Consider the following 22,714-nt stretch of genomic DNA (forward strand, 5'->3'; position numbering starts at 1 on the left):
CGACAGCGAGCAGACCGCGCAAATTCGTCGCAAAGCATGATTGTTCTACGATCAGCTCGACGTTCCTTCCTGGTCAGGTGCGCGTCGAAGCAAACTGTCTGGATGCTACGGTGACGTTCCCGCGCTGTTTACAGGCACTCCGAGCCCTTCCTCTGCCACGGCACGCGAAGCACTCGCAACAATGGTTCTGAATCGCTCAATGTCGCTGCTCCATCCAGTCACGCTCACAACCGCGTCACCCACCATACCTTCTGTATCGCAGGCTCCGTGGCTTTGCCTGTACGTGGTCTCCTCACACACCATGACCCATCCGTTGGCCTGCCATGAAGGAGGTGGGACCAGGATGACAAGATGCTCAGGACCATTGATGACCTCGAACTCCCTGTAGACGGCCTGACGCTTGGCGGAATTGGACAGATACGGCTGAAGACGGGCCCAGTTCCGGTAGGTCTGATCGGTGGGAGTCGACGTTACGAGCGCCAGACTCTGGATCTCGCTTGAATCGACGGTGAAGCGCACCATCGACGTTGTGGCTCGGTCATCGACAACCCCCGGAGGTGCCGAGTCGCATCCTGCTACGAGCAGTCCGCAAAGCAAAATTGCGATACGGGCATTGATTGCTTCGGACGTCACGGCTGACACCCCGGCGTGCAGTAGCTGAACATGGCATTTGTGGCTTTCGCCTGAAAGTCGCCCCAGGATTTCCATGCCCCCGTCGGTCCATAGCCAAATGGCGTTCCGCCATAGGTCCCGCCAGGTAGCCGGTGCGCCATAAAAACCTCGTAATGGAAAGCTGCCGATTGAGTAAGCGTCGGAATTGTTCCGTTGTTCCGGTCAACTTGCTTGACGTAAAGATTCATCACATCGTTGCCTATGCTGCTTAACTCGATCTGGTTGACGTTGCTGGAGAACAACGACCATGTTCCGTCGCGCAGCGCGATTGCGTCATTGAGGCGCTGAAGGTTTACCCATGCCAGCGCCTTCATTTGAGTGGACGCCCAGCTGTTGTCGAGACCGCCAGGATTCCACAGCGCCATACCATCAGCTGACCATGGATCACGCGGCGAACGGTGGTAGCGAAGACTCCAGAACAGCGCCCTGTTCCCTCCTGCAGCGGCCGCTCGCTCGGCAGCTGAGATCGGCAGGGAAATGCCGCCGTCGTTGCCGACGGGCTGGTTGTTGCAGCCATCCGAGGCATCGCGAAGTCGCTGAACCTTCTGGCTGACCTCGCCCACCGCTCCGCAGGCCGCTCCCGTCCGGTCGATGTTGGAGATGGGGTTGTTGTTGGCGTAGGCAAACCGGTTGAAGTTGAAGACATTACCGACGCCGGGAAGGACGGGATCCGCGCTAATGAAGCGGCCGACCTCCGGGTCGTAATAGCGGGCTGCCATGTACACGTAGCCCGGCTCGCCATCGACAACACTCCCGGCATAACGCACGTTTCCGACTGCGATGTCGCCGAGAATGGTTCCGTATGGCGTGTGCTCTTGCGACCCGGTGATGTTTCCTGCCGCATCGGTTGTCGCCAGAACGGTTCCGGCTGGGTCAGCGTAGTAGTACGTCACTTCCTTGCTGGCGTGCGCAGACACTGCAGCGACCGTCAAGGCCAACCAGACCATCAAACGTGCTGCGACATCCCGCCAACGTAGACGCCGCGTACGTTCGGCGCTGCCCACTCCTGGACCATCTGCCATTCCGTTTTCCCCTGTCACCGGCCTTGCGCCGGATGCCGCAAGATTCCGCGCCCTTCACAACTCTGTCAATGGGAGGTCCGGGCACCCCAGGCATTGGGGTGGCGGCGCGCACAGGCGGCGCCTTGTGGCCAGACACCGCCGTTGCAGATCAAAACCCGCGGAAAGATCGTGCGCTTTCCCGCTCCAGCCCCGCCTCAGCCATCAAGCGGCCGCCCAACCGTGACGCCTTGCGGGTCGTTTTGTAGGAAATGCCCTACACGTCCTGACGGTAAAGGACGACACGCCGGTGACGCATCGTGCTGCTGCCCCTGTCACTTTGCCAACCCCCGCTCGAGCGCGCGGCTGAATCTGGCCAACGTCGAGCCACGTGCGCTCAGCCAGTCCTGCAACTGAACAACGTCTCGGCGTACCTTTCCTGCTTCAACCTGCGAGACATCGGGCTGCGAGACGCCTGCAGCCACCGCCAGGGCGTCCTGGGTCAGTCCCGCGTTAAGGCGCGTGTCGACCAGGAGGGCGAGATACACGTTGCGCTGGGCGCGCTGTGTCAGGGTCGGGCCCTTGGCCATGGGAAGACACTCTCGGTGACGGGAGGGCTATCCTGGCGGGCCCGCAGGCCGCGTCAACACGGCAATCCGCCGCAGATATGCATATCCGGCAAGGCGCCGAAAAAGGCCTTGCAGAGCGCTTCGAGACACAACGCAACCGGGGAGCGCCCCCTCAGGGCGGAAACCGCTCAAGCCGCCGCTCGAGCTCCCGACCGAAGCGACCAAGATTGGTCCCGCAGGCATGCAGCCACGTGCGGAGCTGGAGCATGTCCTGGCGCAGAACACCGCGCTCGACGGCCGAGACATACGACTGTGAGATACCAGCCGCTGCCGCAAGCTGCACCTGCGTCAGACCGGCTTTCTTCCGTGTCTCGACAAGGAGCTCCAGCAGGAACGGGTACTCGTCAGCGTAGATGGACTTGCTGCCCTTGGGCATCGGCTCGCTTCACGGATTGGTGAAGCGACGCTAAACAACAGAATGAAATACTCCATGTTGATGTATTTTTCGATCTAACATTCTCCCACCAAGGACACAGGGGAACCGGATTGAAAACGTTGACTGCACTTCTCGCCCTCCTCACGGCCATGCCGCTGGCCGCCCAGGATGCGCCGGCCCCGGCCAGCACCACGGCCAAACCCTCGTTCTGGCAGCGTGTCGGCAACACCGCACGGGACGCCGGCCATCGCATCACGCAGGAAATCAGCAATCCCGGGTCGACCAAGGGCGACGCGTTCCGGCCGCTGACGCCGGGTGCCGGTGAGCTCGTGGGCATCTTTCCGGCGGCACAGTCAGGAGAGGCGCAGCTCGGGCATCTCGCGTGGCCGCGCGTGGCCCTGACGATGGAAGAATACGGCGAGCATCTCGACTGCTGGACCATCCGCGCGCGAATCTGGCCGGACGCAGGCAGCCATCACGATGAGCGCTTCCAGATCTGCCGAAGCTCTCCGGTCAAGGTGACGAATGACCTTGGCCAATCCGGATACGCGATGCCCAACGACATGGAGGCACGGCTGGCCGAGGCGGCCGAGACGCACCCGCCGGTGATGTCGACAGGCACGGTGGCGACTGAGGGCCCCAACCCGCCCAGGTCGCTGTTTATCCGCTCCATCCCGGAGCCCCTTGTGTGGGCCCAGTGGCCGGTCATTACCCGCCTGCTGCGCGTGACGGGCTTTGGCAACGGCATCTCCGGAGGCGGCTTCGATTACCGCCTGTGGATTGCCGGCTACAACCCGGATGGAAACAGGGGCTGAGCCGATGCCCTTGAGCCCCTGCCCCGTGCGGCCCGCTGCCCTCCATGCGCGCCGTGCGCGGCAGGGGCGAATATGTCCCTGATGTGGAGCCCACAATGTCGTCGAGCTTGAGCTTTTCCACCGGCGCCCTTCTCCTTGCCGGTTTCATCCTTGTCCTGTTTCTTGCTTTCCTTGCCCAACAGTTTCTCGCCCCCCGCCGGTCGCGCTTTTGCCACCGTGGGGCGTCGCTTGTCATCGATGAACATGCCAATGTCCTCATCATTTCCCAGACCGATCGCACGGGCGTCCAGCGCTTTCCCCTGGGCACCGTGACGTGGCGCGATATCGGGACCAGTGTCCGCATCGCATCGTTCAAGCTGCCCGACGCCTACGCGTTCGGACAGTTCAATGACTACAACCCGCACGCAGTGCAAGACAGCATTGATGTATGGGTGGGTCAGGGCAATGCCGGGCCACTCATGCGCTGGCTCGCCCATCGTGCGAAGCGCCTTGCCCCGGATGTCGAAGGACATTATCGCAAGCTCGATGCGCAAAAGCGCCAGATTGCGGCTGCCGTGCGCCGGCACCTGCCGGAGACCCCGGTGGTCGAATGCGATGTCGGGCGCCTCATCGACCACTACGCCTACGTGGCATTCCTGCCGTCCGGGTTCGTCTACGGCATGCGCGGGGCAGATTCGCTCCCCCAGCCTGTCCTTTGCGTGCGGGGCGGTGACGTTCACCGGGGTAAGGGGCGGACCGTTGAAGTCGAATTCCTCCACAGTTCCCCAGCAACGTTCGAGCTGACCGAACAGGAGATGCGCCTCATCCAGGGACTGCAGGAAAAGGGCGTGCTGCGGCTAGAGCCACCGCGACCGAATCCGTACTGACCCGCCCAGATGACGGCATGCCAGCCGGGCCCTCGACCTCGTTGCCGGATGGCCAGATGTCGCGGCGGCTCTCGATTTCCCGACGATCACGCGGACACGGCTACCGTGGACAACCGGCCAAAACCGCCCCTTCACGCAAAGTCGAAACCGCCGTGGCAATGGATCGAAGAAACAACTGAAGCCGGGATACTCTGCTGCTATCCCAACCGGCTTCCTCGCGTTGGCTTTGCGGGCGGCCCGGCCCGGCCATCCTCGTCGCTCGCCGGAGACTCCCGTGTCGGCTTTTCGGGAACCGCGTCAGACATGGCTTTCTTCACATGCCTGCGCTGGTCGTCACCGAGGATCGTCAACAGATGCTGGAGCAGGCGGGGGTCGGCCCCGTGGAGGGTCTTGACCGCGTCACGAAGCTCACGACAGGCCGTCGACAGCACCAACGCGGTCGCCTCGGTGTCGGACGCCAACCGGCGCTCCTGGTGGCGAAGGCGACTGATGGCCCCCTTGAGTTCCTCGACGTGGCCGCGCGCGCGACGAAGCTCGACGGCCTTCCTTTCCCGGGCAAGCGATGCGAGTTCAATCCGGCCGCGAAGGAACACCATGAAGCTGTCCTTCCGCTTTTGAAGTTCCTCCAATTCAGTCACGCGTGCCGCACGGGTCCGCCGTGCGATGTCGAGGAGATGGAGATGGTCGAGGATGGCCGTTTGCAACTGTGTGCGTTTTCCGTGGAGGTGGTCGCAGGCCGTGCTGTGGGCGACCACCTCTGCCAGTGTCTCTTCGACGGTGCGGGCAAACCCCATGGCAATCTCGAAATCCCGCAGGTCGGGCACCGTCATGCTGCGCGGAGCTTCCCTTCGCAGCCGGGCAAGCAACGGGTGCGTTGCCGGGTTTTCAGAGGGAGCCGGCGCAGGCGCCGGCGGGATATCCGCCCACAGATCGAGGTCGTCGAAGGGGAACGCGCTTCTTGCGCGCCGGGCGACGACCGTGGGCGACGACGCCCGCTCCCAGCCTGCGGAGGCCTTTTCAAGTCGTGCCATTTCAAGGGCCACGCGACGGGTGAACTGGGTAACAAGGTGCGGGTTGCTCACCATGGCAAGTCGACCGGCAAAGCCGGAGGGGGCACCCGACCGGTCCCCCACGGCGTTTGACCCATCGTTGAGCGCGAGGATGCGGGTCGGAAAACACATTTGAATGGACGTGTCACCGGCCTCACGAACGGACCACGGTGCGCTCCCTTGCAAAGCGGTGAATGTCACAGGGACATTGAGGTCCCGGGCAACGTAACCGGCCAGCTCGCGGGCAAAACGATGGACAGCACTGCCCGTCAGCGCGCCCGGAAGGCGGGCCCTGACCTCGAACGCGATGGGCGCGTTTCCGTACCGCTCACACCACTCGACACGGTTCCAGAGAAGCTCGGCGTTGTAGCACCACTCGCCAGAGCCCGCGGGCGCCACCGTCATCGATGCGTCGACCTGTCCGCGAACGGCGTGGTCGTGCATCAGACCGTTTCGGACGTCCATCATCCCGAGACGAAGGCGGCTGGCCACCAGGGAGACCGCGGTTCCCCCGCCCGGCCGGCTCAGCAGGTCAAGTTCAATATCATGTGTCATGCATGGCCCTCCATGGCCATTCGTCAGGGGTGCTTTCCCTTGAACGCCGACTCGGCCCGTGAGAGCGGCATCATGTCGGGCATGTCGACGTCCAGCCGGGCAGCCAGTTGTTCGACGTCCTGGTTCTGCTGATCGCCGAGGAGATTCCGGAGGGCGTCGGTTACTGTGCGGAATTCCGGCTTGTAGCCCGCCATCAACGCGACCATGCGGGCAAGTGACGCCTCTTCCCGGCGGGCCCTTGCCTCGATCTCCTTTTGCAGGTCGGACACGTTCTGGCGCAACGTTGTCTTCGACGCCTGGACGCGCTGGACATGCGCCAATGCCCGATCGCGTGCCCCGGAGAGGGTGCGATGCTCGCCGGATACGGGGTGGTAGCGTGCGCGGAGCGGGTGACTGATGAGCCAGCGCTGCAATGCTGCCTCGGCCTTCCGGAGCTCGCCGTCGACGACATCCTGGCGGGCACGGGCGTCATCGAGTGCCATTTTCTCGCGCATCATCCGCATGTGGAAATCAGCCCTCTCCTGTCTTGCACGTTCCATGGCAAAGAGGACGGATTCGAGCAGATCCGCGAGGAACATGGACCGTTCAAGCGCAGCGTGCTCGGCATCGGTCTTCGGTGGCGCACCGGCACGGCGCATCGCTTCGGCAAGGCGCAGGTGATGGTCAATGCGGAGCGTCCGCCCAGCGACAAAGTTCACGCGGTTGGCCAAGGGTGCCTTGCCATGCTGCCCGGCCCGGGCACGGCGCTCAAGACGCCGGACCTTTACCGTTGCGTCCCTTACACCGCGCGCAGCCCGCCGTGCGTTGAGCCGCCCGACAACAGAGGCTGCCTTGAGGTCAATCGGCGGTGCCGCGCCTTCCGGCCCTGCAGCGTGGGTAACTTGTTTTTTGAGACGTCGCAATCCGTGCGTGAGGACGATGGCCTCCGGGTTCGGGCGTACCGCGTTCTTGTACCACTTCGCCTGATCACCGTATTTGCGTGCCCGGACGGGCCCTGGCTTCCTGTCGATTCCGAGCCGCTTATAGCTCTTGTACTCATAGGTCGCTGGCAAGCCTGCTTCGGCGAGGAATCTGTTTGCAAGGCGGGCCCACTTCTCGTTCATCGCGTCGACAATCGGCGCCGACATGCGACGATTGCCGAGCTCGTCGAGCTTGCGGGTCAAACGCCACCCTTCCCCTCCGCCGTCACCATCGCGTACGAGTTCACGGGTGGGGAAAAGCAGGTGGGCGTGAAAGCCAATGGACCCGGGTGGCTTGGCGTTGCCATCGAGATCGACTGCGTTGTCGTGATGGACAGCGATGCAGACGGGGGTGTTGAAGCGGGCGAGAATGTAGCCGGCCATTGCGCGGCTCATGGCAATGGCGGCGTCCTGACCGAGGCCGAGGGGAATGGGAATACGGTAGTCACGGCAGATTTGCGCATCGACACGCTTTTCCGCCTTCTCGACTTCGTTCCAGAGCGTCGCTGGATCCAGGAGCCATCCGGGTGCGCCGTGCGGCCCGATTGTCTCCCCGAAGACCACGGCCTTTCCGGCACGCTTCGAATAGTCATGCCAGGTTTTGGTTTGCTCGTCGAACAACTTGATGCCGAGCCGGTACGCGGCAGCAGCGACAGCAGAATGCTTGCGGTCACGGTTATGGGTATGGAGATGCGGGCGGGCGTGCTCTGCCATTGAAAACTTCCTTGTCGTTGTTGGGGGCCTTCCTGGCCATTGGCAGTTGGGTTGCAACACACACCCGCCCGCATCTCCTATATGCATACTTCGAATATCAGTGCCGTCAAGGGGGTCCCGCAAAATTGTTTTTCGCGATACCCAGGGTGTAACGCGACCAGTCGCGGATGGTGTCGAAACGAATGGCGGCTGTTCGTCGGAGCGGAAAAAACACGCCTCAACACGGCTTTTTTCGCCATATTTATCCGGCTTTTCCAGATTGACAACTGTACATCGGGGTATTTGTATCTCTGCACTGGACCTCATGCACCGACTCGCCGGGCGCAGCCCGGCGCTTGCATGCGCAGCATGCTAAGACGTGCTCTCCGGTTTTTTGCAGGGGTACGCCCGGCCCCCTCCCGACGAGATGCTTCCCTCAGCCCGGCTCGGTCAAACCCAGTGCATCGTCGACCTGTTGCTCGAAGCCCGCATCCCCCGCGTCGAGCAGGTCGGACCACAGTGCGAGGCTGAGCGCGGAACGGGGATAGGTGTGCTTTCGCCATGACCCGGGCGGAACCTCACCGTACTTCCCGGTCTTTGCCCGCTCGAACCGGTCGGCTGCGATGTAGACCAAGAGGTTGCTTGCATGCTGACCGGTGAGCCCCTGGGTTTCCTTGCGGTCGCTGGCGGCCATCACGGCAATGTAAAAGAGATAGTAGGCCTGGGCGACCGAGTACCGGGCAATGATGTCATTGAGCAGCGTCTGGAGCTTTTCCTTGCCGGAGGGCAACGGCCAGCGGCGCTCCTCACAGAGGTACTCGACGTACTGCATGCATTCGTCGGCGGCAATCATGCGTGCAAGGCCAGGGGCGACCCGTTGCCAAGCGTCCGGCCACGCGCCGACCGACCCAAGGCTTCGCGCCTCCTCGATGAAGGCGAAGGCGGCCGGCGACAGGCGCCACCACATGCTGTCGGGCGTGATGCTCCATTGCTCACCCGTTGCACTCACCGCTTCGGCAGGCGTCGGTTCACCGACCGTGACGAGCCCCGTGCGCATCGCATCAAACGACAGGTGCCGCGAGGCCCTTGTCGGGGAAAACACGGTCGTGCCCATCGGAAACGGCCTCAGCAGGAGCAGGTCAACATCGGGTGGTGCGCTCCGGACGAGCGCGATGAGGGCGATGACACCCCGGAGCGGGACAGCCTCGGGCGTGGGCACATCGCTTCGCAGCCTGGGGAAGTCGGCGAGCATCAAGGCCATCGGTGACCCCGGCACCTCGGCCGGCACGCAGGCCTTCAGGGCACGCTCGAGTGCGGAAGACACCTTGCCGCGCCACTCGTCCGTGACGCTGTCGGCACCGAGCCCATCGACAAACCCGCAAAGCCGTCGCAACGCGTCAGCCTCCGCCGGTGAGCGACACAGGAGCAAGGGGTTGAAGATGGCGGTGACGTGGTCGGGCTCGGTGTCGAGGACGCGAAGATAGGCAGTGAGCGCTCCTGCGGCCTCGCGCCGCGCGGCCAGAGCATAGCCCAGGGCAAACTGGGCACGGGGCCGCAAGTCCGTTGTCCCTACGAGTGCCATGATGTCGGCCATCTCGGTTGCCACCCAGGCATGCATGCGCAGCTCGTCGAGCCCTTCGGACAGTGCATCGAAAGCATGGGGCGCGGGCGCTGCAGCCCGGAGTCCGTCGACCACGCCCTTGAGGAACGTCGACGCACGGCGGATGTTGGCGACGAGATAGCCATCAATGCCGGGGGCGGCGTCGGATGACTCCGTCTCGGCAACGGCGATTTTCGCTTCCATCCACTGGCGGCCCACCACGCGCCACTTCGCTCCCTTGAGGCGCAGACGGACGGACGCGTCAAACAGCCTGATGCGGGGAACACTGACCCGTGTTGCGGCGTCACCGAGGACGGCAGCGACGGCCGGCCAGTCGGTCGAGCCCTCCTCGTCCGGGTCTGCTACACGCGAATCGCGCTCGGCGAAGAGATACTGCATCAATGCCCGGACCGTGTTGTCGTCTGCGTGGAGCAGGACGTTGCGATGGGCAAGGAGGTCCGGCGCGTCGAGGCTGTATTCCCCGCTCGTCCAGTGTGGACCATTGAGGAAGGTCACTTCGTTCCACAACATCTCGTCTTCCGGAATCCCGGGATTGTCTTCCAGGACCGCGATGAACACCTTGCCATGGGTCGAGACCAGGGCTGCGTCGCCCGTCGCGCAGGCGGCCGCGAGCCTCGCACGCGGCCCGGCGAGGGTGTCGTGGCCGACGGCGTCAATCGCCTTCGCCAAGGCAAGTGCCCCCTGACCATCCCCAGCCCGGATGAGCTGCCCGACCCGGAGGGTGCGGATGGTCGCAATGACCGTCTCCTCACCCGAGTCGTTGCATTCCCATTCTTCGGCGGTGGCAAAGAAGGCGGCGGCACTGGCGTGGTCACCCGCGTCACTGTGGGCCATGGCAAGCCGGCAGGCGACGCGGGCGGAGGGCACCTCGGCGAACGCCCGGGTGAGTACAGCGAGGCGCTCTGCGGTGACTCCAGGGGAAAGGAGGCTTTCTACGGCAAGGTGGAAGCGCTCGTCGGCCGGGTAGAGGTCAAGCGCCTTGGCGAGCCATGCGGCCACCGCATCCGGGTCGAGGGTCCGGCGCCTCCCGGCGTCCCTCGAAGGTGGCCAAGGCAAGCCAGGGTGGCCTGTCGGTGTCGAGAAGCGGCAGGAGCAGTGCCCAGCCCCGCGCGGTCCGCGCATCGCGGTCCGGATTATTCCACCCGCCCGACCAGACGAAATACGCCTCGGCGAGGACCGCCTCTGCAGCTGGCGTACGCAAACCAGACGCCTCGAGCATCCCGACCGCCGCACCCGGGTTGCCGCCCCAGGCAAGGCAGGCCGCGTGGCGGACGATGGTCTCCGCATTTCTCTCTTCGAGCTCGCTGTAGGCGGCTGCCGCTTTCCCGAGTTCTTCGCCCCCCGTCCATCAGGTCGTCGGCAGCGAGCTCGCACTCCGTGCGCGCCGTTTCCGCCAGTCCAAGAAACGCCGTGTAGTACCCAGCCATGCAGCCACCTTCGCAAGAGAGACCCCGGCTGCCGGTCGAGCACCCGCCCGCCGGCAGAACACCGAAAGCATACGCCCGCCCCCCACCCGCGTTTAGTACCTCGCTAACCAGTCAGGCCTTCAGGACCGCGCAAAACAATGCACGTGGCCATCCGATGGTGTGGAGAGAGGCGTCGGGCCACCTGTGGCCTCGCGCGCACAGCCGAGCGGACCGGCCACCCTGTGCAGGGCCTGCAATGCATCGGGGTGCGCCTTCGACATCCAGCGGATGAAGGCCGGGTCGTCGAGTAGCCGGCTGCATGTGCCGGCAAGGACGACGCCTTCGAGGACGGAGAGCCCCTCCGCCCCGGTCTTGCCGGTGCGGGGCGAGCGCGCGCACCACGCCTGGTTGATGCCATGGCGGGCGAGGTGCCGGACACCCTCCGTGTCCTGGAGGAGCAAGGCGATGGCGCCAGCGAAGGCAGCAAAGTGCGCCTCTGCATCGCCGGCAACGGCTTTGAGGACGACCGCCTCTTCCCGGCGGCGCCAGAGGCGTTCGGCCTTGTTTACCCACATCGCATCGCGTCCCGCCTCGAGAGGCGTGCGAGGTCGCCGAGGATGGCAAGCGAGGGATATGTGCATCCGTCGATGAGCGGACCGTTCCTCGCACAGAAGGTCCGTGGCCAGACGGGAAACAACACACGGGGCAAGACCAGGTAATCGCGAGGTGCCGGCTCGTCAAACCCGGTGCGGACAAAGACCACGATGTCGGTGTCTTCAACAGCCCGGTGGTTGAAGTACTGCATACGCCCACGCCCCACCGCACGAAGGACCGAAAACGACACCGTCCACGCCCCGTCGATGCAAAGCACCCAGCCACAGCGCTCGACCTTTGAGCCCGATTCACCCAGCCATTCGGCGACAAAGCCGGTGACCGATTGCCGCCACCTTGTAATCAGCGCACGGGCCGCAGCCACATCGGAATTGCGCGGCTGGGTGTAGCCAAGCAGGCGGTAGAGCGGGGTCAGTCCGCCGAAACGTCGTGCCACGGAGTGACTGTCCGGCAGTGTCGGGTCGGCACGGATGAGCTCGACTGACAGACGCCCTTCCCGTTCGAGGAGACGGCGCGCATTGACGACGATGTCGTCGTTTGACATGTGCTCGTTTTGCCGCCGGTGCGCCGCTTGTGCCGCATCGAACAGCTCGCGGCTGACAATGGGCCGGATGGCGCCTTCGGCGCGTATCCAGGACGCTTCAGGCCGATGCTCGAGCGGGCCACCGAGCCGCTTGGCCTCGCGGCCGTAGACCAGGGTGCCCGTGTAGCGCTCGGAGGTGATGACCTCATGGACACGACCATAGGTCCAGGGTTTGCCGAAGGTGGTGGTGGTCCCCTTGTCGTTGAGGTCGCGGGCGATGGCGGTAAACGTCTTTCCTGCAACCACCTGCTGGAACATCCAGCGGATGGTGCGTTGCTCCCTCACCGGTCCGGGGACCAGAACGACGCGGTCGGTTTGCGTCCCTTTCCGCTCCCCGCGTGTGAGTATCTGGCGCCTTTTGCCGGACTGGTCAATGAGCATGCGGCGCAGCCCGTAACCGGGGCTTGCGCCCTGGTGGTAACCCCGGGAGGCAAGCTGGCGATGCGCCGCCACGGTCTTGCCGGAGAGCTCGCGGCTGTATTCAGCGGCCATCGCCCTCTTGAGCCCCTTTACAATCATCGCAAAGGGCGAGCCGTCGTTTTCAAAGAGTTCCGCGACGTAGCGAACGGTGATGCCCGCCTTCCAGCAGAGAAATTCGTAGTACGCCGATTCGTCCACATTCTGGAACCGGCCCCACCTGGAGACATCGAGGACGAGGACCGTGCTGTACTCAAGCCTTCCGCGCGTGATGTCTTTCATCAAAGAAAGCAGACCCGGGCGGTTTTCAATGGTAAGCCCACTCTTTCCCTCGTCGCGGTACGTGCGCACCACACGCATCTGGTGGCTGTCGGCATAGGCAGAGATGGCAAGGGTCTGGTTGAGGATGGAGTATTGCTGCATGTCGGTTGACATGCGCATGTACGCCGCAGCCAGGATTGGAGATTCGGGCGTGGTGGCTCCGGACATCGCTCCTCCCTCCCCTGTCCGCCAAGGTTAGGCGCACGCCCAACCGGCCACCATCGGCCGTTTGCCCTAAGTAGTTTTGCCAGCAGGAAGACCTGCCCTGATGCGGCACAATGCCCCCTTGACCAATTCTGTGCCCGGGCTACACGTAAAGGATTCCCCGGTACAGGACATCCAGTGCGCATCGACTACCATCCTCCACCCTCCGCGAGTGACGCCACCCGATACATCCATTCCGCCGGGACAGGTGGCTCGATGCTCGGGCGTATCGACCTTGCCATCCTGCACCTCGCAAGCCAGGGCGCTACGTCCCTTGTCGCATTCAACCGGAACCAGAGCTGGACGAGCGTCGCCGGACGGGTCGGCGAGCCGCAATGGACCGAACACCAACACGAGCGGGCCGCAGGCTTTTGCCTTCAATTCATGCCAAGGTTTTGCGTCGTCCCGCCTGACCAGGCTTGCTGGTACAGGCATCGTCCGCATGGTGTGGCGATGGTCGCTGACGCCCCATGTGGAATGCATATCGGCATCGCCCATGTACTGGACCGGAACAGAAGAGAATCGCTTGTTCCCCTTGTATTCGATGACGAGACTGATTCACCGCGTCTTGTGGGTGACGCCTTCACGGCTTATCGGTGCGATGAGGACATCATTGAACAGGCAGGTAGCGTCCTTTTTGCCTGCCTCGTGGTTGCGCGCCCTGTCTTCGTGACCAGTTTGTCAGACCCGCTTCGTCGCCCCATTGAGCAAATCTGAAAGATACGCCACGTAAGCCTCCGGCGATTCGTTCGCACGACGACCAAAGACCTTGCCGCTCCTGAAGCCCTCGCCACCGTACAGGTAGTAAGACACGCGAAGCTCGAGTTCATCGGCGCCACGGACGCTGTTGTACTTGGAGGACTGATACTCAATCAACGCCCCCCTGCTGTCACGTCTTTGCTTGCCAACGAAGTAAAAGACAACAAGGTGCCCGGTACAAGAAAGCTTCAGCAATTCCGCAAGTGTCTCCGGCTCCGGCGTGTGGGTCCTGACAACCTCGATGACGATGGAGGGCTGGGAGGGCCTGGCGGCGAATGTTCCGGCGTGGCGCCCTGCGAGGTCAGGCTGGATGTACCGCTCCAAATCCACTCCAATGCGAGCTTCGTCAAACCAGTCATAACGAATGCCTTGCCCGACCTCGGCGAGGACCGGCCTCGTGAACCGCTCGTCCTCACCGCCATCCCCCGCTGCGTCCTCGTTGAAGTTGTAGGTCACCACTTTCAGCCGCGTGGCGACCTTGAGCAGACCGAGCAACCAGGCTTTGCAGTTGTCATGGGAATCACGGTCCTGCTGTTCCCGCCCGCCAAGCAGCTCATCCCCACTGACGAGCCGACGGAAATGGGGCTTCGTCGCATGGTTGACGGCAATGACCGCACAACCGTCGCGGTCGACCAGGGACCTCCTCCTCAGTTCACCGATGCGGGACGTTATGTCCTTCTCTTCGAAGGGCTCCTTCGTGACAGCATCAAAGACAGTCATCGGCGTCCCTCTCGGCATGGTCACAGGCCGCAGCTTCCCTCATATCAGCACTCACTCCGCCGGCCCCGGCTGCGTCAAGCCGAGACATCGTCATTCTGGCTGGGTTTTGCCGTCGACGTGCCCTCATCGAAGGACTTGTCGAAATGATTGAGGAACGTCTCGACCAGATGGCCATGGTAGTAGCCATAGACCTGCACGCTGATGTTCGCTCCCTGCGGCCGGATGATATTGAACCGCAATCGCCCCTGGTCAACGACGGGCTTGAACCATGCCTTGCGAGCCCAGTCAGGTGCCTTGTGCGTGTAGTACTTTCCGTCGGCCGATTTTTCCCATGTCGTGATTCTTCCCTTGGGTTCTGCCTGCGCGATGCGCGCATCAAACTGTTCAAGGAGTGACTTCGGTGCACTTGATTTGAAGTAGACGGCCATACGTTCCATTCCTGTCGGAGAATTCCGTCCATCCCTCGGTGGAAGCAACGACCTCTCGATGGACTGACCGGACGATAGCGCACCCGTATGCCAGTCCTTGTGCCGTTGCCGGAAATGCGTGAACGATATCGCCATCGGTCAAAAGACACGGAATGAGGCAAAGGTGTCAACGAGGGGGTGTTGTCGCCCGTCCTGTCCAAGCTTGCCACTTCGCCCGGAAGGTACATTTCCCGGCATGACCCACCCTGCACTCGCCCGGGACTGTACGGCGCTCCTGTTTACCGCCATCGCCATGAATGAAGCGGCGCTCGAGCGGGACTTCGACGAGCTCCGCTTTCTCGCCCACGCCATTATCGCCGATGCGCCCCATGTCCTCTTCGACACGCGCGTCATTCACGAAGCCGCGAGCGCCCTTATCCGCGCCCTTGGCCCGAACGGTGAGCGGCCCGCACGGGATTTCGGTCTCGCGCTCAACGCATTGACCGAGGCGGTCCACTGCGCCTGCAGCACATCTGTCCAGGTGCCGGACAGTTGATGCCTCGCCGCTTGTCGCTTTGGTTTGTGAAGCATCTGCAAAACCTGTGCACCACGGCACGGATGGGACCTGCCGTCTCGGCGACGATAGGCGCCCCGACCAACGGGGTACCCCACCCAAGGAACGCCCATGACCCGCATCACGCGCCGCCGCCTTACAGCGGCACTCTGTCTCGCCCTTCCCCTCCTCGGCACGGTTGCCCATGCCGACTCGGCTCCGGTCGACCCGTCGACGCTCGACGGCAAGATTCTCGTCGGCTACCAGGGGTGGTTCCGCTGCCCCGGAGACGGGAGTCCGGACAACAACTACTCCCACTGGACAGACAACATTCCCAGTGCCGCGTCCATCAACGTGACCACCTACCCGGTGACGACCGAATGGAGTGCCGCAGGACGCTGTCCCCTGACCAAGCTCACCATCAACGGCGCTCCCGCCTACCTCTTCTCGTCGTTCGAACAGGAGACGTCCGACATCCATTTCCGGTGGATGCGCGAGTACGGCATCGACGGCGCGCTCATCCAGCGCTTTACCGGCGAGATTGAGCAACTCAAGAGGGGCAACGATGCGGTCCTGCGCCACTCGATGCACGCCGCCGAAGACAACCAGCGCACGTTCGCCATCGAGTACGACCTCTCCCATGGCGGGTATTACGATGTGGTTTCCGACGACCAGGTCATCGCAGACCTCGCCAATGACTGGAACTACCTCGTCAACACCGTGCATGTCACCGACAGCCCGGCCTACCAGCGCCATGCAGGAAAGCCGCTGGTGTCGTTGTGGGGTCTTGGCTTTGGCGCCGACGGCAGCCATGTCCCGCGCGCGGCGCTCGGTGAGCGCATCATCGGCTGGTTCAGGGACGTGGCCCACGTCGAAGTGATGGCAGGGGTGCCCAACAACTGGGAGGACCCCAACCGGGGCGCGGACCCGGACTGGGCGCGCGTGCTGGCCGAGGCGGACATCATCCAGCCCTGGCCGGTTGGCGCCTATTCGACGGTGGCCGAGGTCGACAACTGGCAGCGGACGAAGATTGTTCCCGACCTTGCGCTGACAGCCGCAAACCACCAGCTGTACATGCCTGTGGCCATCCCGGGCTCCGCTGGCCGCAATCCCACCACAAAGCTCGCCACCAATGACGCACCCCGCGTAGGGGGACAGCTGCTCTGGGAGCAGATATACAACGCCAAGTCCGCCGGCGCACCGTTTGTGAAGATTGCCATGTTCGACGAGGTCAACGAAGGCACGGCGCTTTTGAAGAACGCCCGGAACGCCAGCGAAGCGCCCAGCGAGACGACGTGGATTAACCAGGACGCGGATGGGTTGTCGTTGCCGACCGACTGGTACCTGCGCGTGGTGTGGAACGCGAGCCGCATGATGAAGGGCATCGACCCGCTGACCCAGACGGTGCCCACCGACCCGGGTCCCCTCGACCCCATGCCGGAGTGTGGCACCCTGGTGGCGAACCAGGTCATCGACAAGTCCCACCCGCTCTACTCGTGCAGCAATGGTGTCCGTGTCTCGCAGGATGCCAACGGCGACCTCGTCGTCTACCGTGGCACGACGAAGCTTTACTCGAGCGGGACGGCGGGCCACGCCATCCCGACAACCGTCATGCAGGGCGACGGCAACCTCGTCGAATACGACACCGGCGGCGTCCCCCGCTGGGCGTCCGGCACTGCCGGCCACCCGGGTGCCTGGTTCAACATCCGGAACGATGGTGTGGCCCAGATTGTCTGGCAGGGCACCGTCATCTGGCAGGCCGGCCCCTGATGCATCGGGTGGTGCGGCACTGACCGCACCACCTCTCCCGACAGTCTGCCTCGCGTGCCACGGCAATCGGTCGCAGGCCGCTTGCCGGACGCGCCGTGGTCGCTACAACGGATGGATGAACCCGGACGAGACCGTTGCCTATTTCCACGCCTTCGGCTGGAACGCAAAGCCCCCAGCCATCGGACCCGACAGCGACAGCCAGGCATGGTCGCTGTTTGATGCCCATGACGTCGAAGCTCCCTTCGCACCCAGGTATGGCCCCGGGGTTGGCGGCCTGTGGCGATACTGGCGAAGCACGGCCGGTGACATTGTCCAGTGCGGACTCGCAGCGGACTTTCTCTTCGACATTGCCGCGAACGGGGGACGGTATCTGCGCGCGCCGCCCTATGACGTCATCGAGGACCTGCCGACGCGGTATCTCAACCAGGCCATTGCCATCTGCACAGCGCCCGAGCCGCAGCTGCCGGACGGATGGCCAACGTGGATGGCAACGCTGGCGCGAGGCCGCCGGTGGCATGAGGTGGAAACGCAGGGTGTGAACTGGGCAGCGCGCGTTGTCGAGCGGCTTAAAGTCCGAGACATCGCAGAGGAGCACGTCCGTCTCTCGCACCAGATTGCCGAAGCGAGTACACCTCACCGACACCGTCGCCTCTAGGCATCGACGGGCCGGGGCACGAAAGCGTCGCCCGCCGCCGATGGCTTGGTGAACATGAAATGGTCCATGTCCACGTGCGACTGCCACCCGATGGCACCGGTGGGGTTGATGTACAGATGATGCCCAATGAGCATGATGCGCACACCGCCATCCTCAAACGTCCTGAACGATTGCCCGGTCTGCGAAGGCATCCGCATTTGGTCCGCTCCAGCCGGAGCGAATTCGGCCTCCACGTCATCCAGGATGTCGCCCATGCCACTCCAGGCGGCCGCTACGGACACATAGCCTGGAGCGGAGGAAAGTCGCGAGAGGAAGACATCAATTCGTTGGTATTTCTTCATGGGATGCTCAAAGCCGGCAGTAGCACGACGGGTTGGCAAGGTGCAGGTCACACATCTCGTTGTGATAACCGGCCAGCCACACGTACTTGGACTTTGCAGGCCCGGGCGCTGCCGCATGGGCGTCCTTGATGCGCTGACCATGACGGGTGAGCCAATCGAGCAACTTGGCGCGGTAACCCTCATCGAGCAATGCCTGGCGAGCCTTGCCAGACGGTGTTGCCTTGTAGAGCTCGAGCTCGGCGAGGGTCTCCAGGGCGTGGATGGACTCGAGGCAGATGCGGATGTAGTCGAGGTAATAAAACCGGGTCGGACCGCGCTTGTACGTGCCTTCATACAGGCGGAACGACGTGGCCACGGGGTCGATGTCGGTGGCATAAAAGCCCCGGTCGCGATGCGAACGGGCGTGCTTGTACAGGCGTTCGCCGATGGCCAGCACCGGCACGTCGGCCCGGGTCTCGAGCCCGTGCGCCTCGACCAGTGCGTCACTGATGAGGGTCGCCCCTTCCTCGAACCACCATCCGAGTTCAACCCCGCCCCGGATGAAGTCCCCGTTGAAGACGACACCCGCCCCCTGCGCCTCGGCAAACCCGACCAGCTCGCTGAAGACAGGGTCGAAGTCACCCTGGATTTCGATGGCACGCGAGCGGAGGGGGAAGTAGGCGATGACCGAATCGGAAAAGGCGAGCACGCGCTTTTGGTACATCTCCTGGACCTCGAGCACGGTCTCGTCATCGGGGTTGAAATCGAACCGTTCGCGGACCCGATGGATTCGGTCGCGGCTTCGCTTGAGGTCATCGAAGGACGAGACATTGCGGACTTCCTCGGCAAAGCCGAGCAGGTCAACGAAAGCGCAAACACCAAAGGAGCTGTTGGCCGCAACGTCGCCGGTCTGTCCACTGCTGTCGGGAGAAGTCTGGTGCGGGAGGGTCACGTGCAGGGCGCCTTGTCGAGTAGGGAGGGACCCGGCGTTCTGGCCGGGATGCTGCTCCCGGGGCCCTGCCCGGCCGGGGAAGAAGAGGTGTTGTTTCAGACGGCCGGTGTGGCCGGTGCAGCGGTTGCCACCTTCGGGTCTTCCGTCGTTGCTTCATGGGCCGCATTCGTGGCCGGTATGCGGTAGGCAACGCTGCGCATGAGGATGTCGGCGAGCGTTCCGGCAGGGTCGACCGCACTGGCCGCCGTGGCCGTGCCGGTCTGGTCCGGTTGCGGCCCCATGAACGACCCGATGCTCCCCGAGGCCGTCGCCGTCGTGGTCCCGTTCGGGGACGCCTCCGTTGCCGCGTCGCCCGTGAGGTTGCCGTAGACATCGGCGAAGCTGCCCATGGTGTCGCCGGCTGCCTCCTTGATGGCGCTCATATAGCGGTTGGTGACCTTCTCCGAGAGCTTCGTCCGGGTATCCGGGTCGAGGTTTGCGATGTCACCGGCCTTGACGCCGAAGCCGTCGAGGAGGGTCTTCGAGGAGCCAGGTCCGGAGAGCGTGTCGATGTTGTCGAGCATCCGCTGAATCTGGCCGGTCAGCGTACCGTTGACGTTGGTGTCCTTGAGCCCCGGGAACTTCGATTTGACCGAGGCGTAATCGGGTTGCGAGGGGACAATGCTGCAAAGGGTCTGTGTGTACATGGTTGTCTTTCCGGATTGGCAGTCGGGCGGTGGAGGGGGAGCCCGAACCGAAGCATGCAATTTTTGAACCATCTCCACGTCACCGCGCCTTCCCGCTTTCCGCGCCGGAATGCCGACACCAGGCACGAACCGGTGCCGGCAAGTCGTCGCCGGTTGCTCCGTCAGGACTGCATGGCCCAGCCATCGACATTCATGGCCGCCTGCCGCGAAGCTTCGGACCGGGTCGGATGCGGATGACACGTGCGTGCGACATCCTCGCTCGACGCGCGAAACTCCATGGCCACGCAGTACTCGCCGATGAGCTCACTGACGCCGGGACCGACCATGTGAACCCCGAGGATTCGGTCCGTGTCCGTGTCGGCCAACACCTTCACGAACCCCTCGGCCTCATGGTTGACCTTCGCGCGGCTGTTGGCCTGGAAGGCGAACTTGCCGACGGTGTATCGCCGCCCGGCGGCCTTGAGCTGCTCTTCGGTCTGTCCAACACTGGCGAGCTCAGGGCGCGTGTAGACGACACTGGGAATGACGCCGTAGTTGACGTGCCCTGCCCGGCCGGCAATTCGCTCGATGCAGGCAATGGCCTCCTCCTCGGCCTTGTGGGCGAGCATCGGCCCGGTGGTCACATCACCGATGACCCAGATGCCGGGAACCCCGGTCTGATGGTGGTCGTGGAGGATTGTTCCCCGCCGGTCGGGCGTGATGCCGACCCGCTCCAGCCCCAGTCCCCTGGTCGACGGCACGCGGCCGACGGCGACAAGGACGACATCCGCCTCAATCAAAGCCGCACCATCGGCTGATTCAACCGAGAGGGCCACGTTCCCGGGGGACACCGTCGCGCCGGTCACCTTCGCGCCCAGACGAAACGCCATGCCCTGCTTTGCCAGTGCCCGCTGGAGGGCCCTTGCCGCTTCCTGGTCGGCTTCCGGACAGATATGGTCCATGAGCTCGACGACGGTGACCGACGCCCCGAGGCGGCGCCAGACCGACCCAATCTCCACACCGATGACGCCACCGCCGATGACGACCAGATGCCGGGGTACCGACGACAGCGCAAGGGCACCGGTCGAATCGACGACCTGCACGCCGTCAACGGGCAAAAAAGGCAGGGAAGCCGGCACCGACCCTGTGGCAATGACAATGTCACGAGCCGTCAACCGCTCGGTGCTCCCGTCGTCTTTCCGCACGTCAACCTCACCAGGCGCTGCGATGCTGGCCCAGCCCTTTATCCACTCGGCCTTGTTCTTGCGGTAGAGGTACTCGACGCCCTTGCCGAGCGCAGCAACGCTCTCGTCTTTCTGCGCCATCATCCGTGCGAGGTCGAGTTCCGGGGAGACCCGGATGCCGAGCCTCGCAAAGTCGTCCCTGGCCATCTCGAAGAGCTCGCTTGCATGCAGCAGCGCCTTGGACGGGATGCAGCCGACGTTGAGGCACGTCCCGCCGAGGACCGGCGCACCTTCGATGCAGGCGACCTTCAGCCCCAGCTGGCCGGCGCGGATGGTTGCGTTGTACCCGGCCGGGCCTCCGCCGATGACAAGGACGTCGTATTGGCTCATGTTGTTTTCCCCTGGAACACGCTGGGCTGAAAAAACACAGGGCGGCGTGACGCGCCGCCCTGTGAACGACCTCAACCGAGTTTTGCGATGGCGTCGGCCACACCCTGGCCGTAGGCGGGGTGGCACATCGTGCAGTTGTCGATGTGGCGCTGGACAACCTCTTGCGATGCGCCCTTGATGGAGCGGGCGGTGTTGTCAAACAGCGCCTGGCGCTGGCCGGCGTCCATCAGTTCGAACAGCTTTCGCGGCTGCGAGAAATAATCGGTGTCTTCCCTGTGGTTCCAGCGCTTGGCCACGGCGTCGCCGAGGTCGAGCGGCGGCTCGGAGAAATCCGGCTGGGCGGCAAGCGCACCGTAGCTGTTGGGCTCGTAGTGGGTCGACCCACCGCCGTTGCCGTCAACGCGCATGGCACCATCCCGGTGATAGGCATGGACCGGGCATTTGGCCGCATTGACCGGGACCTGGGCGTAGTTGACGCCGAGGCGGTAGCGCTGCGCGTCACCGTAGGAAAAGAGCCGGCCCTGGAGCATCTTGTCGGGGGAAAAACCAATACCCGGGACGATGACGGCCGGGGAGAAGGCCACCTGCTCCATGTCCTGGAAGTAGTTCTCAGGATTCCGGTTGAGCTCCATGACACCGACTTCAATCAGGGGGTAGTCAGCGCGCGGCCAGACCTTGGTCAGGTCAAACGGGTTGTAGGTGGTCTTTGCAGCATCCGCTTCCGGCATCACCTGGACAAAGAGCGTCCACTTCGGGAAGTCCTTGCGCTCGATGGACTCATAGAGGTCCCTGTGGTGCGATTCGCGGTCGACTGCAACGACGGCGCCCGCCTCGGCGTCCGTCAGGTTCTCGATGCCTTGTTGGGTCTTGAACGTGAACTTGACCCAGAAGCGCTCGTTGGCTGCATTGATGAAGCTGTAGGTGTGGGAGCCGAAGCCATGCATGTGGCGGTACGATTTCGGCACGCCGCGCTCGCTCATGACAATCGTGACCTGATGGAAGGCTTCCGGGAGCAACGTCCAGAAGTCCCAGTTGTTCTGCGCGCTTCGCATGCCGGTACGGGGGTCGCGCTTGACGGCGCGGTTGAGGTCCGGGAATTTCAGGGGGTCCCGGAGGAAGAACACCGGCGTGTTGTTGCCGACGAGGTCCCAATTGCCCTCTTCCGTGTAGAACTTCAGGGCAAAACCACGGATATCGCGCTCGGCATCCGCTGCGCCGCGCTCGCCGGCGACGGTCGAAAAGCGTGCGACCATCTCCGTCGTCTTGCCCACTTCCGAAAAAATCTTCGCGCGGGTGTACTTCGAGATGTCGTGGGTGACGGTAAATGTGCCAAAGGCACCCGAGCCCTTGGCATGCATGCGGCGCTCGGGGATGACTTCGCGGTCAAAATGCGCGAGCTTTTCGAGGAACCAGACGTCCTGGAGGAGCGCGGGGCCGCGCGGACCGGCGGTCATGGTGTTGTTGTCGTCGGCGACGGGGGCGCCGAACGCGGTGGTGAGCTTGCTCATGGAACTGCCTTTGACCAGGTCATGGGTGGTTGGCCCGGCGTGCTGCAGGCAACGG

Annotated in this window: 20 protein-coding genes; 5 read left to right on the forward strand and 15 right to left on the reverse strand. The window is 63.6% G+C overall.

The window, feature by feature from the left end; translation table 11 throughout:
• Window positions 1-629: 629 nt before the first annotated feature.
• The 3 genes from L2Y97_RS13280 to L2Y97_RS13290 form a co-directional block, all read right to left on the reverse strand.
• Window positions 630-1,694, reverse strand: a complete 1,065-nt coding sequence (locus L2Y97_RS13280) for an RHS repeat-associated core domain-containing protein (protein ID WP_247427279.1) — start codon at window positions 1,692-1,694, stop codon at window positions 630-632.
• Window positions 1,695-2,005: 311 nt separating this feature from the next.
• Window positions 2,006-2,260 (reverse strand): helix-turn-helix domain-containing protein, encoded by a 255-nt coding sequence (locus tag L2Y97_RS13285; RefSeq protein WP_247427281.1) that lies wholly within the window; start codon window positions 2,258-2,260, stop codon window positions 2,006-2,008.
• Between the two features lie 151 nt (window positions 2,261-2,411).
• On the reverse strand, window positions 2,412-2,675 hold the full coding sequence (locus L2Y97_RS13290) for a helix-turn-helix domain-containing protein (protein ID WP_247427283.1): 264 nt from the start codon (window positions 2,673-2,675) through the stop codon (window positions 2,412-2,414).
• Window positions 2,676-2,794: 119 nt separating this feature from the next.
• Between L2Y97_RS13290 and L2Y97_RS13295 the strand changes: the two genes are divergently transcribed.
• Together L2Y97_RS13295 and L2Y97_RS13300 are read left to right on the forward strand one after the other, a co-directional pair.
• Window positions 2,795-3,490: a hypothetical protein gene (locus tag L2Y97_RS13295; protein ID WP_247427285.1), complete on the forward strand. Its 696-nt coding sequence runs from the start codon at window positions 2,795-2,797 to the stop codon at window positions 3,488-3,490.
• 44 nt (window positions 3,491-3,534) lie between these two features.
• Window positions 3,535-4,356, forward strand: a complete 822-nt coding sequence (locus L2Y97_RS13300; protein ID WP_247427287.1) for a hypothetical protein — start codon at window positions 3,535-3,537, stop codon at window positions 4,354-4,356.
• A 197-nt stretch (window positions 4,357-4,553) separates the two neighbouring features.
• On the opposite strand, the gene L2Y97_RS13305 is transcribed toward L2Y97_RS13300, so the two are convergent.
• From L2Y97_RS13305 to L2Y97_RS13335, 7 genes are all read right to left on the reverse strand, one after another.
• Entirely contained in the window at window positions 4,554-5,960 is a 1,407-nt protein-coding gene (locus tag L2Y97_RS13305; protein WP_247427288.1) for a MobA/MobL family protein, read from the reverse strand.
• Window positions 5,961-5,983: 23 nt separating this feature from the next.
• On the reverse strand, window positions 5,984-7,633 hold the full coding sequence (locus tag L2Y97_RS13310) for a MobA/MobL family protein (RefSeq protein WP_247427290.1): 1,650 nt from the start codon (window positions 7,631-7,633) through the stop codon (window positions 5,984-5,986).
• 415 nt (window positions 7,634-8,048) lie between these two features.
• Window positions 8,049-10,232: a tetratricopeptide repeat protein gene (locus L2Y97_RS13315; RefSeq protein ID WP_247427292.1), complete on the reverse strand. Its 2,184-nt coding sequence runs from the start codon at window positions 10,230-10,232 to the stop codon at window positions 8,049-8,051.
• Between the two features lie 547 nt (window positions 10,233-10,779).
• Window positions 10,780-11,214, reverse strand: coding sequence for a hypothetical protein (locus L2Y97_RS13320; protein WP_247427293.1), 435 nt, complete (start codon window positions 11,212-11,214; stop codon window positions 10,780-10,782).
• Window positions 11,205-12,740, reverse strand: coding sequence for a recombinase family protein (locus L2Y97_RS13325; RefSeq protein WP_247427296.1), 1,536 nt, complete (start codon window positions 12,738-12,740; stop codon window positions 11,205-11,207). The genes L2Y97_RS13320 and L2Y97_RS13325 overlap by 10 nt, the downstream gene beginning before the upstream one ends.
• A gap of 717 nt (window positions 12,741-13,457) precedes the next feature.
• Window positions 13,458-14,255 carry a hypothetical protein gene (locus L2Y97_RS13330; protein WP_247427299.1) on the reverse strand — a complete coding sequence of 266 codons (798 nt, stop codon included), beginning with the start codon at window positions 14,253-14,255 and terminating at the stop codon, window positions 13,458-13,460.
• A gap of 74 nt (window positions 14,256-14,329) precedes the next feature.
• Window positions 14,330-14,683 carry a hypothetical protein gene (locus tag L2Y97_RS13335; protein ID WP_247427301.1) on the reverse strand — a complete coding sequence of 118 codons (354 nt, stop codon included), beginning with the start codon at window positions 14,681-14,683 and terminating at the stop codon, window positions 14,330-14,332.
• A 235-nt stretch (window positions 14,684-14,918) separates the two neighbouring features.
• Between L2Y97_RS13335 and L2Y97_RS13340 the strand changes: the two genes are divergently transcribed.
• The 3 genes from L2Y97_RS13340 (at window position 14,919) to L2Y97_RS13350 (ending at window position 17,640) form a co-directional block, all read left to right on the forward strand.
• Entirely contained in the window at window positions 14,919-15,218 is a 300-nt protein-coding gene (locus L2Y97_RS13340) for a hypothetical protein (RefSeq protein WP_247427304.1), read from the forward strand.
• A 129-nt stretch (window positions 15,219-15,347) separates the two neighbouring features.
• A complete protein-coding gene (locus tag L2Y97_RS13345; RefSeq protein ID WP_247427306.1) occupies window positions 15,348-16,985 on the forward strand; it encodes a hypothetical protein in 1,638 nt (545 codons plus the stop codon).
• A 115-nt stretch (window positions 16,986-17,100) separates the two neighbouring features.
• On the forward strand, window positions 17,101-17,640 hold the full coding sequence (locus L2Y97_RS13350; protein WP_247427308.1) for a hypothetical protein: 540 nt from the start codon (window positions 17,101-17,103) through the stop codon (window positions 17,638-17,640).
• Here L2Y97_RS13350 and L2Y97_RS13355 read toward each other — a convergent pair.
• The 5 genes from L2Y97_RS13355 to L2Y97_RS13375 form a co-directional block, all read right to left on the reverse strand.
• Window positions 17,637-17,894, reverse strand: coding sequence for a hypothetical protein (locus L2Y97_RS13355; RefSeq protein WP_247427310.1), 258 nt, complete (start codon window positions 17,892-17,894; stop codon window positions 17,637-17,639). The two genes, L2Y97_RS13350 and L2Y97_RS13355, sit on opposite strands and share 4 nt — an antisense overlap.
• A gap of 94 nt (window positions 17,895-17,988) precedes the next feature.
• On the reverse strand, window positions 17,989-18,912 hold the full coding sequence (locus L2Y97_RS13360; protein WP_247427312.1) for a hypothetical protein: 924 nt from the start codon (window positions 18,910-18,912) through the stop codon (window positions 17,989-17,991).
• A 95-nt stretch (window positions 18,913-19,007) separates the two neighbouring features.
• Entirely contained in the window at window positions 19,008-19,598 is a 591-nt protein-coding gene (locus L2Y97_RS13365; RefSeq protein ID WP_247427314.1) for a hypothetical protein, read from the reverse strand.
• A gap of 161 nt (window positions 19,599-19,759) precedes the next feature.
• Window positions 19,760-21,151 (reverse strand): dihydrolipoyl dehydrogenase, encoded by a 1,392-nt coding sequence (lpdA, locus tag L2Y97_RS13370; RefSeq protein WP_247427316.1) that lies wholly within the window; start codon window positions 21,149-21,151, stop codon window positions 19,760-19,762.
• 71 nt (window positions 21,152-21,222) lie between these two features.
• Window positions 21,223-22,659 carry a catalase gene (locus tag L2Y97_RS13375; protein ID WP_247427318.1) on the reverse strand — a complete coding sequence of 479 codons (1,437 nt, stop codon included), beginning with the start codon at window positions 22,657-22,659 and terminating at the stop codon, window positions 21,223-21,225.
• Window positions 22,660-22,714: the final 55 nt, after the last annotated feature.

This window comes from Luteibacter aegosomatissinici (genome assembly GCF_023078495.1).
GTDB lineage: Bacteria > Pseudomonadota > Gammaproteobacteria > Xanthomonadales > Rhodanobacteraceae > Luteibacter > Luteibacter aegosomatissinici.

What these genes read in the sequence shown, in the direction of transcription:
- L2Y97_RS13280 (WP_247427279.1), bottom strand. Translation starts at nt 1,694, where the DNA reads ATGGCAGATGGTCCAGGAGTGGGCAGCGCCGAACGTACGCGGCGTCTA.
- L2Y97_RS13285 (WP_247427281.1), bottom strand. Translation starts at nt 2,260, where the DNA reads ATGGCCAAGGGCCCGACCCTGACACAGCGCGCCCAGCGCAACGTGTAT.
- L2Y97_RS13290 (WP_247427283.1), bottom strand. Translation starts at nt 2,675, where the DNA reads ATGCCCAAGGGCAGCAAGTCCATCTACGCTGACGAGTACCCGTTCCTG.
- L2Y97_RS13300 (WP_247427287.1), top strand. Translation starts at nt 3,535, where the DNA reads ATGCGCGCCGTGCGCGGCAGGGGCGAATATGTCCCTGATGTGGAGCCC.
- L2Y97_RS13305 (WP_247427288.1), bottom strand. Translation starts at nt 5,960, where the DNA reads ATGACACATGATATTGAACTTGACCTGCTGAGCCGGCCGGGCGGGGGA.
- L2Y97_RS13310 (WP_247427290.1), bottom strand. Translation starts at nt 7,633, where the DNA reads ATGGCAGAGCACGCCCGCCCGCATCTCCATACCCATAACCGTGACCGC.
- L2Y97_RS13320 (WP_247427293.1), bottom strand. Translation starts at nt 11,214, where the DNA reads ATGTGGGTAAACAAGGCCGAACGCCTCTGGCGCCGCCGGGAAGAGGCG.
- L2Y97_RS13325 (WP_247427296.1), bottom strand. Translation starts at nt 12,740, where the DNA reads ATGTCCGGAGCCACCACGCCCGAATCTCCAATCCTGGCTGCGGCGTAC.
- L2Y97_RS13330 (WP_247427299.1), bottom strand. Translation starts at nt 14,255, where the DNA reads ATGACTGTCTTTGATGCTGTCACGAAGGAGCCCTTCGAAGAGAAGGAC.
- L2Y97_RS13335 (WP_247427301.1), bottom strand. Translation starts at nt 14,683, where the DNA reads ATGGCCGTCTACTTCAAATCAAGTGCACCGAAGTCACTCCTTGAACAG.
- L2Y97_RS13340 (WP_247427304.1), top strand. Translation starts at nt 14,919, where the DNA reads ATGACCCACCCTGCACTCGCCCGGGACTGTACGGCGCTCCTGTTTACC.
- L2Y97_RS13345 (WP_247427306.1), top strand. Translation starts at nt 15,348, where the DNA reads ATGACCCGCATCACGCGCCGCCGCCTTACAGCGGCACTCTGTCTCGCC.
- L2Y97_RS13350 (WP_247427308.1), top strand. Translation starts at nt 17,101, where the DNA reads ATGAACCCGGACGAGACCGTTGCCTATTTCCACGCCTTCGGCTGGAAC.
- L2Y97_RS13355 (WP_247427310.1), bottom strand. Translation starts at nt 17,894, where the DNA reads ATGGGCGACATCCTGGATGACGTGGAGGCCGAATTCGCTCCGGCTGGA.
- L2Y97_RS13365 (WP_247427314.1), bottom strand. Translation starts at nt 19,598, where the DNA reads ATGTACACACAGACCCTTTGCAGCATTGTCCCCTCGCAACCCGATTAC.
- lpdA (WP_247427316.1), bottom strand. Translation starts at nt 21,151, where the DNA reads ATGAGCCAATACGACGTCCTTGTCATCGGCGGAGGCCCGGCCGGGTAC.
- L2Y97_RS13375 (WP_247427318.1), bottom strand. Translation starts at nt 22,659, where the DNA reads ATGAGCAAGCTCACCACCGCGTTCGGCGCCCCCGTCGCCGACGACAAC.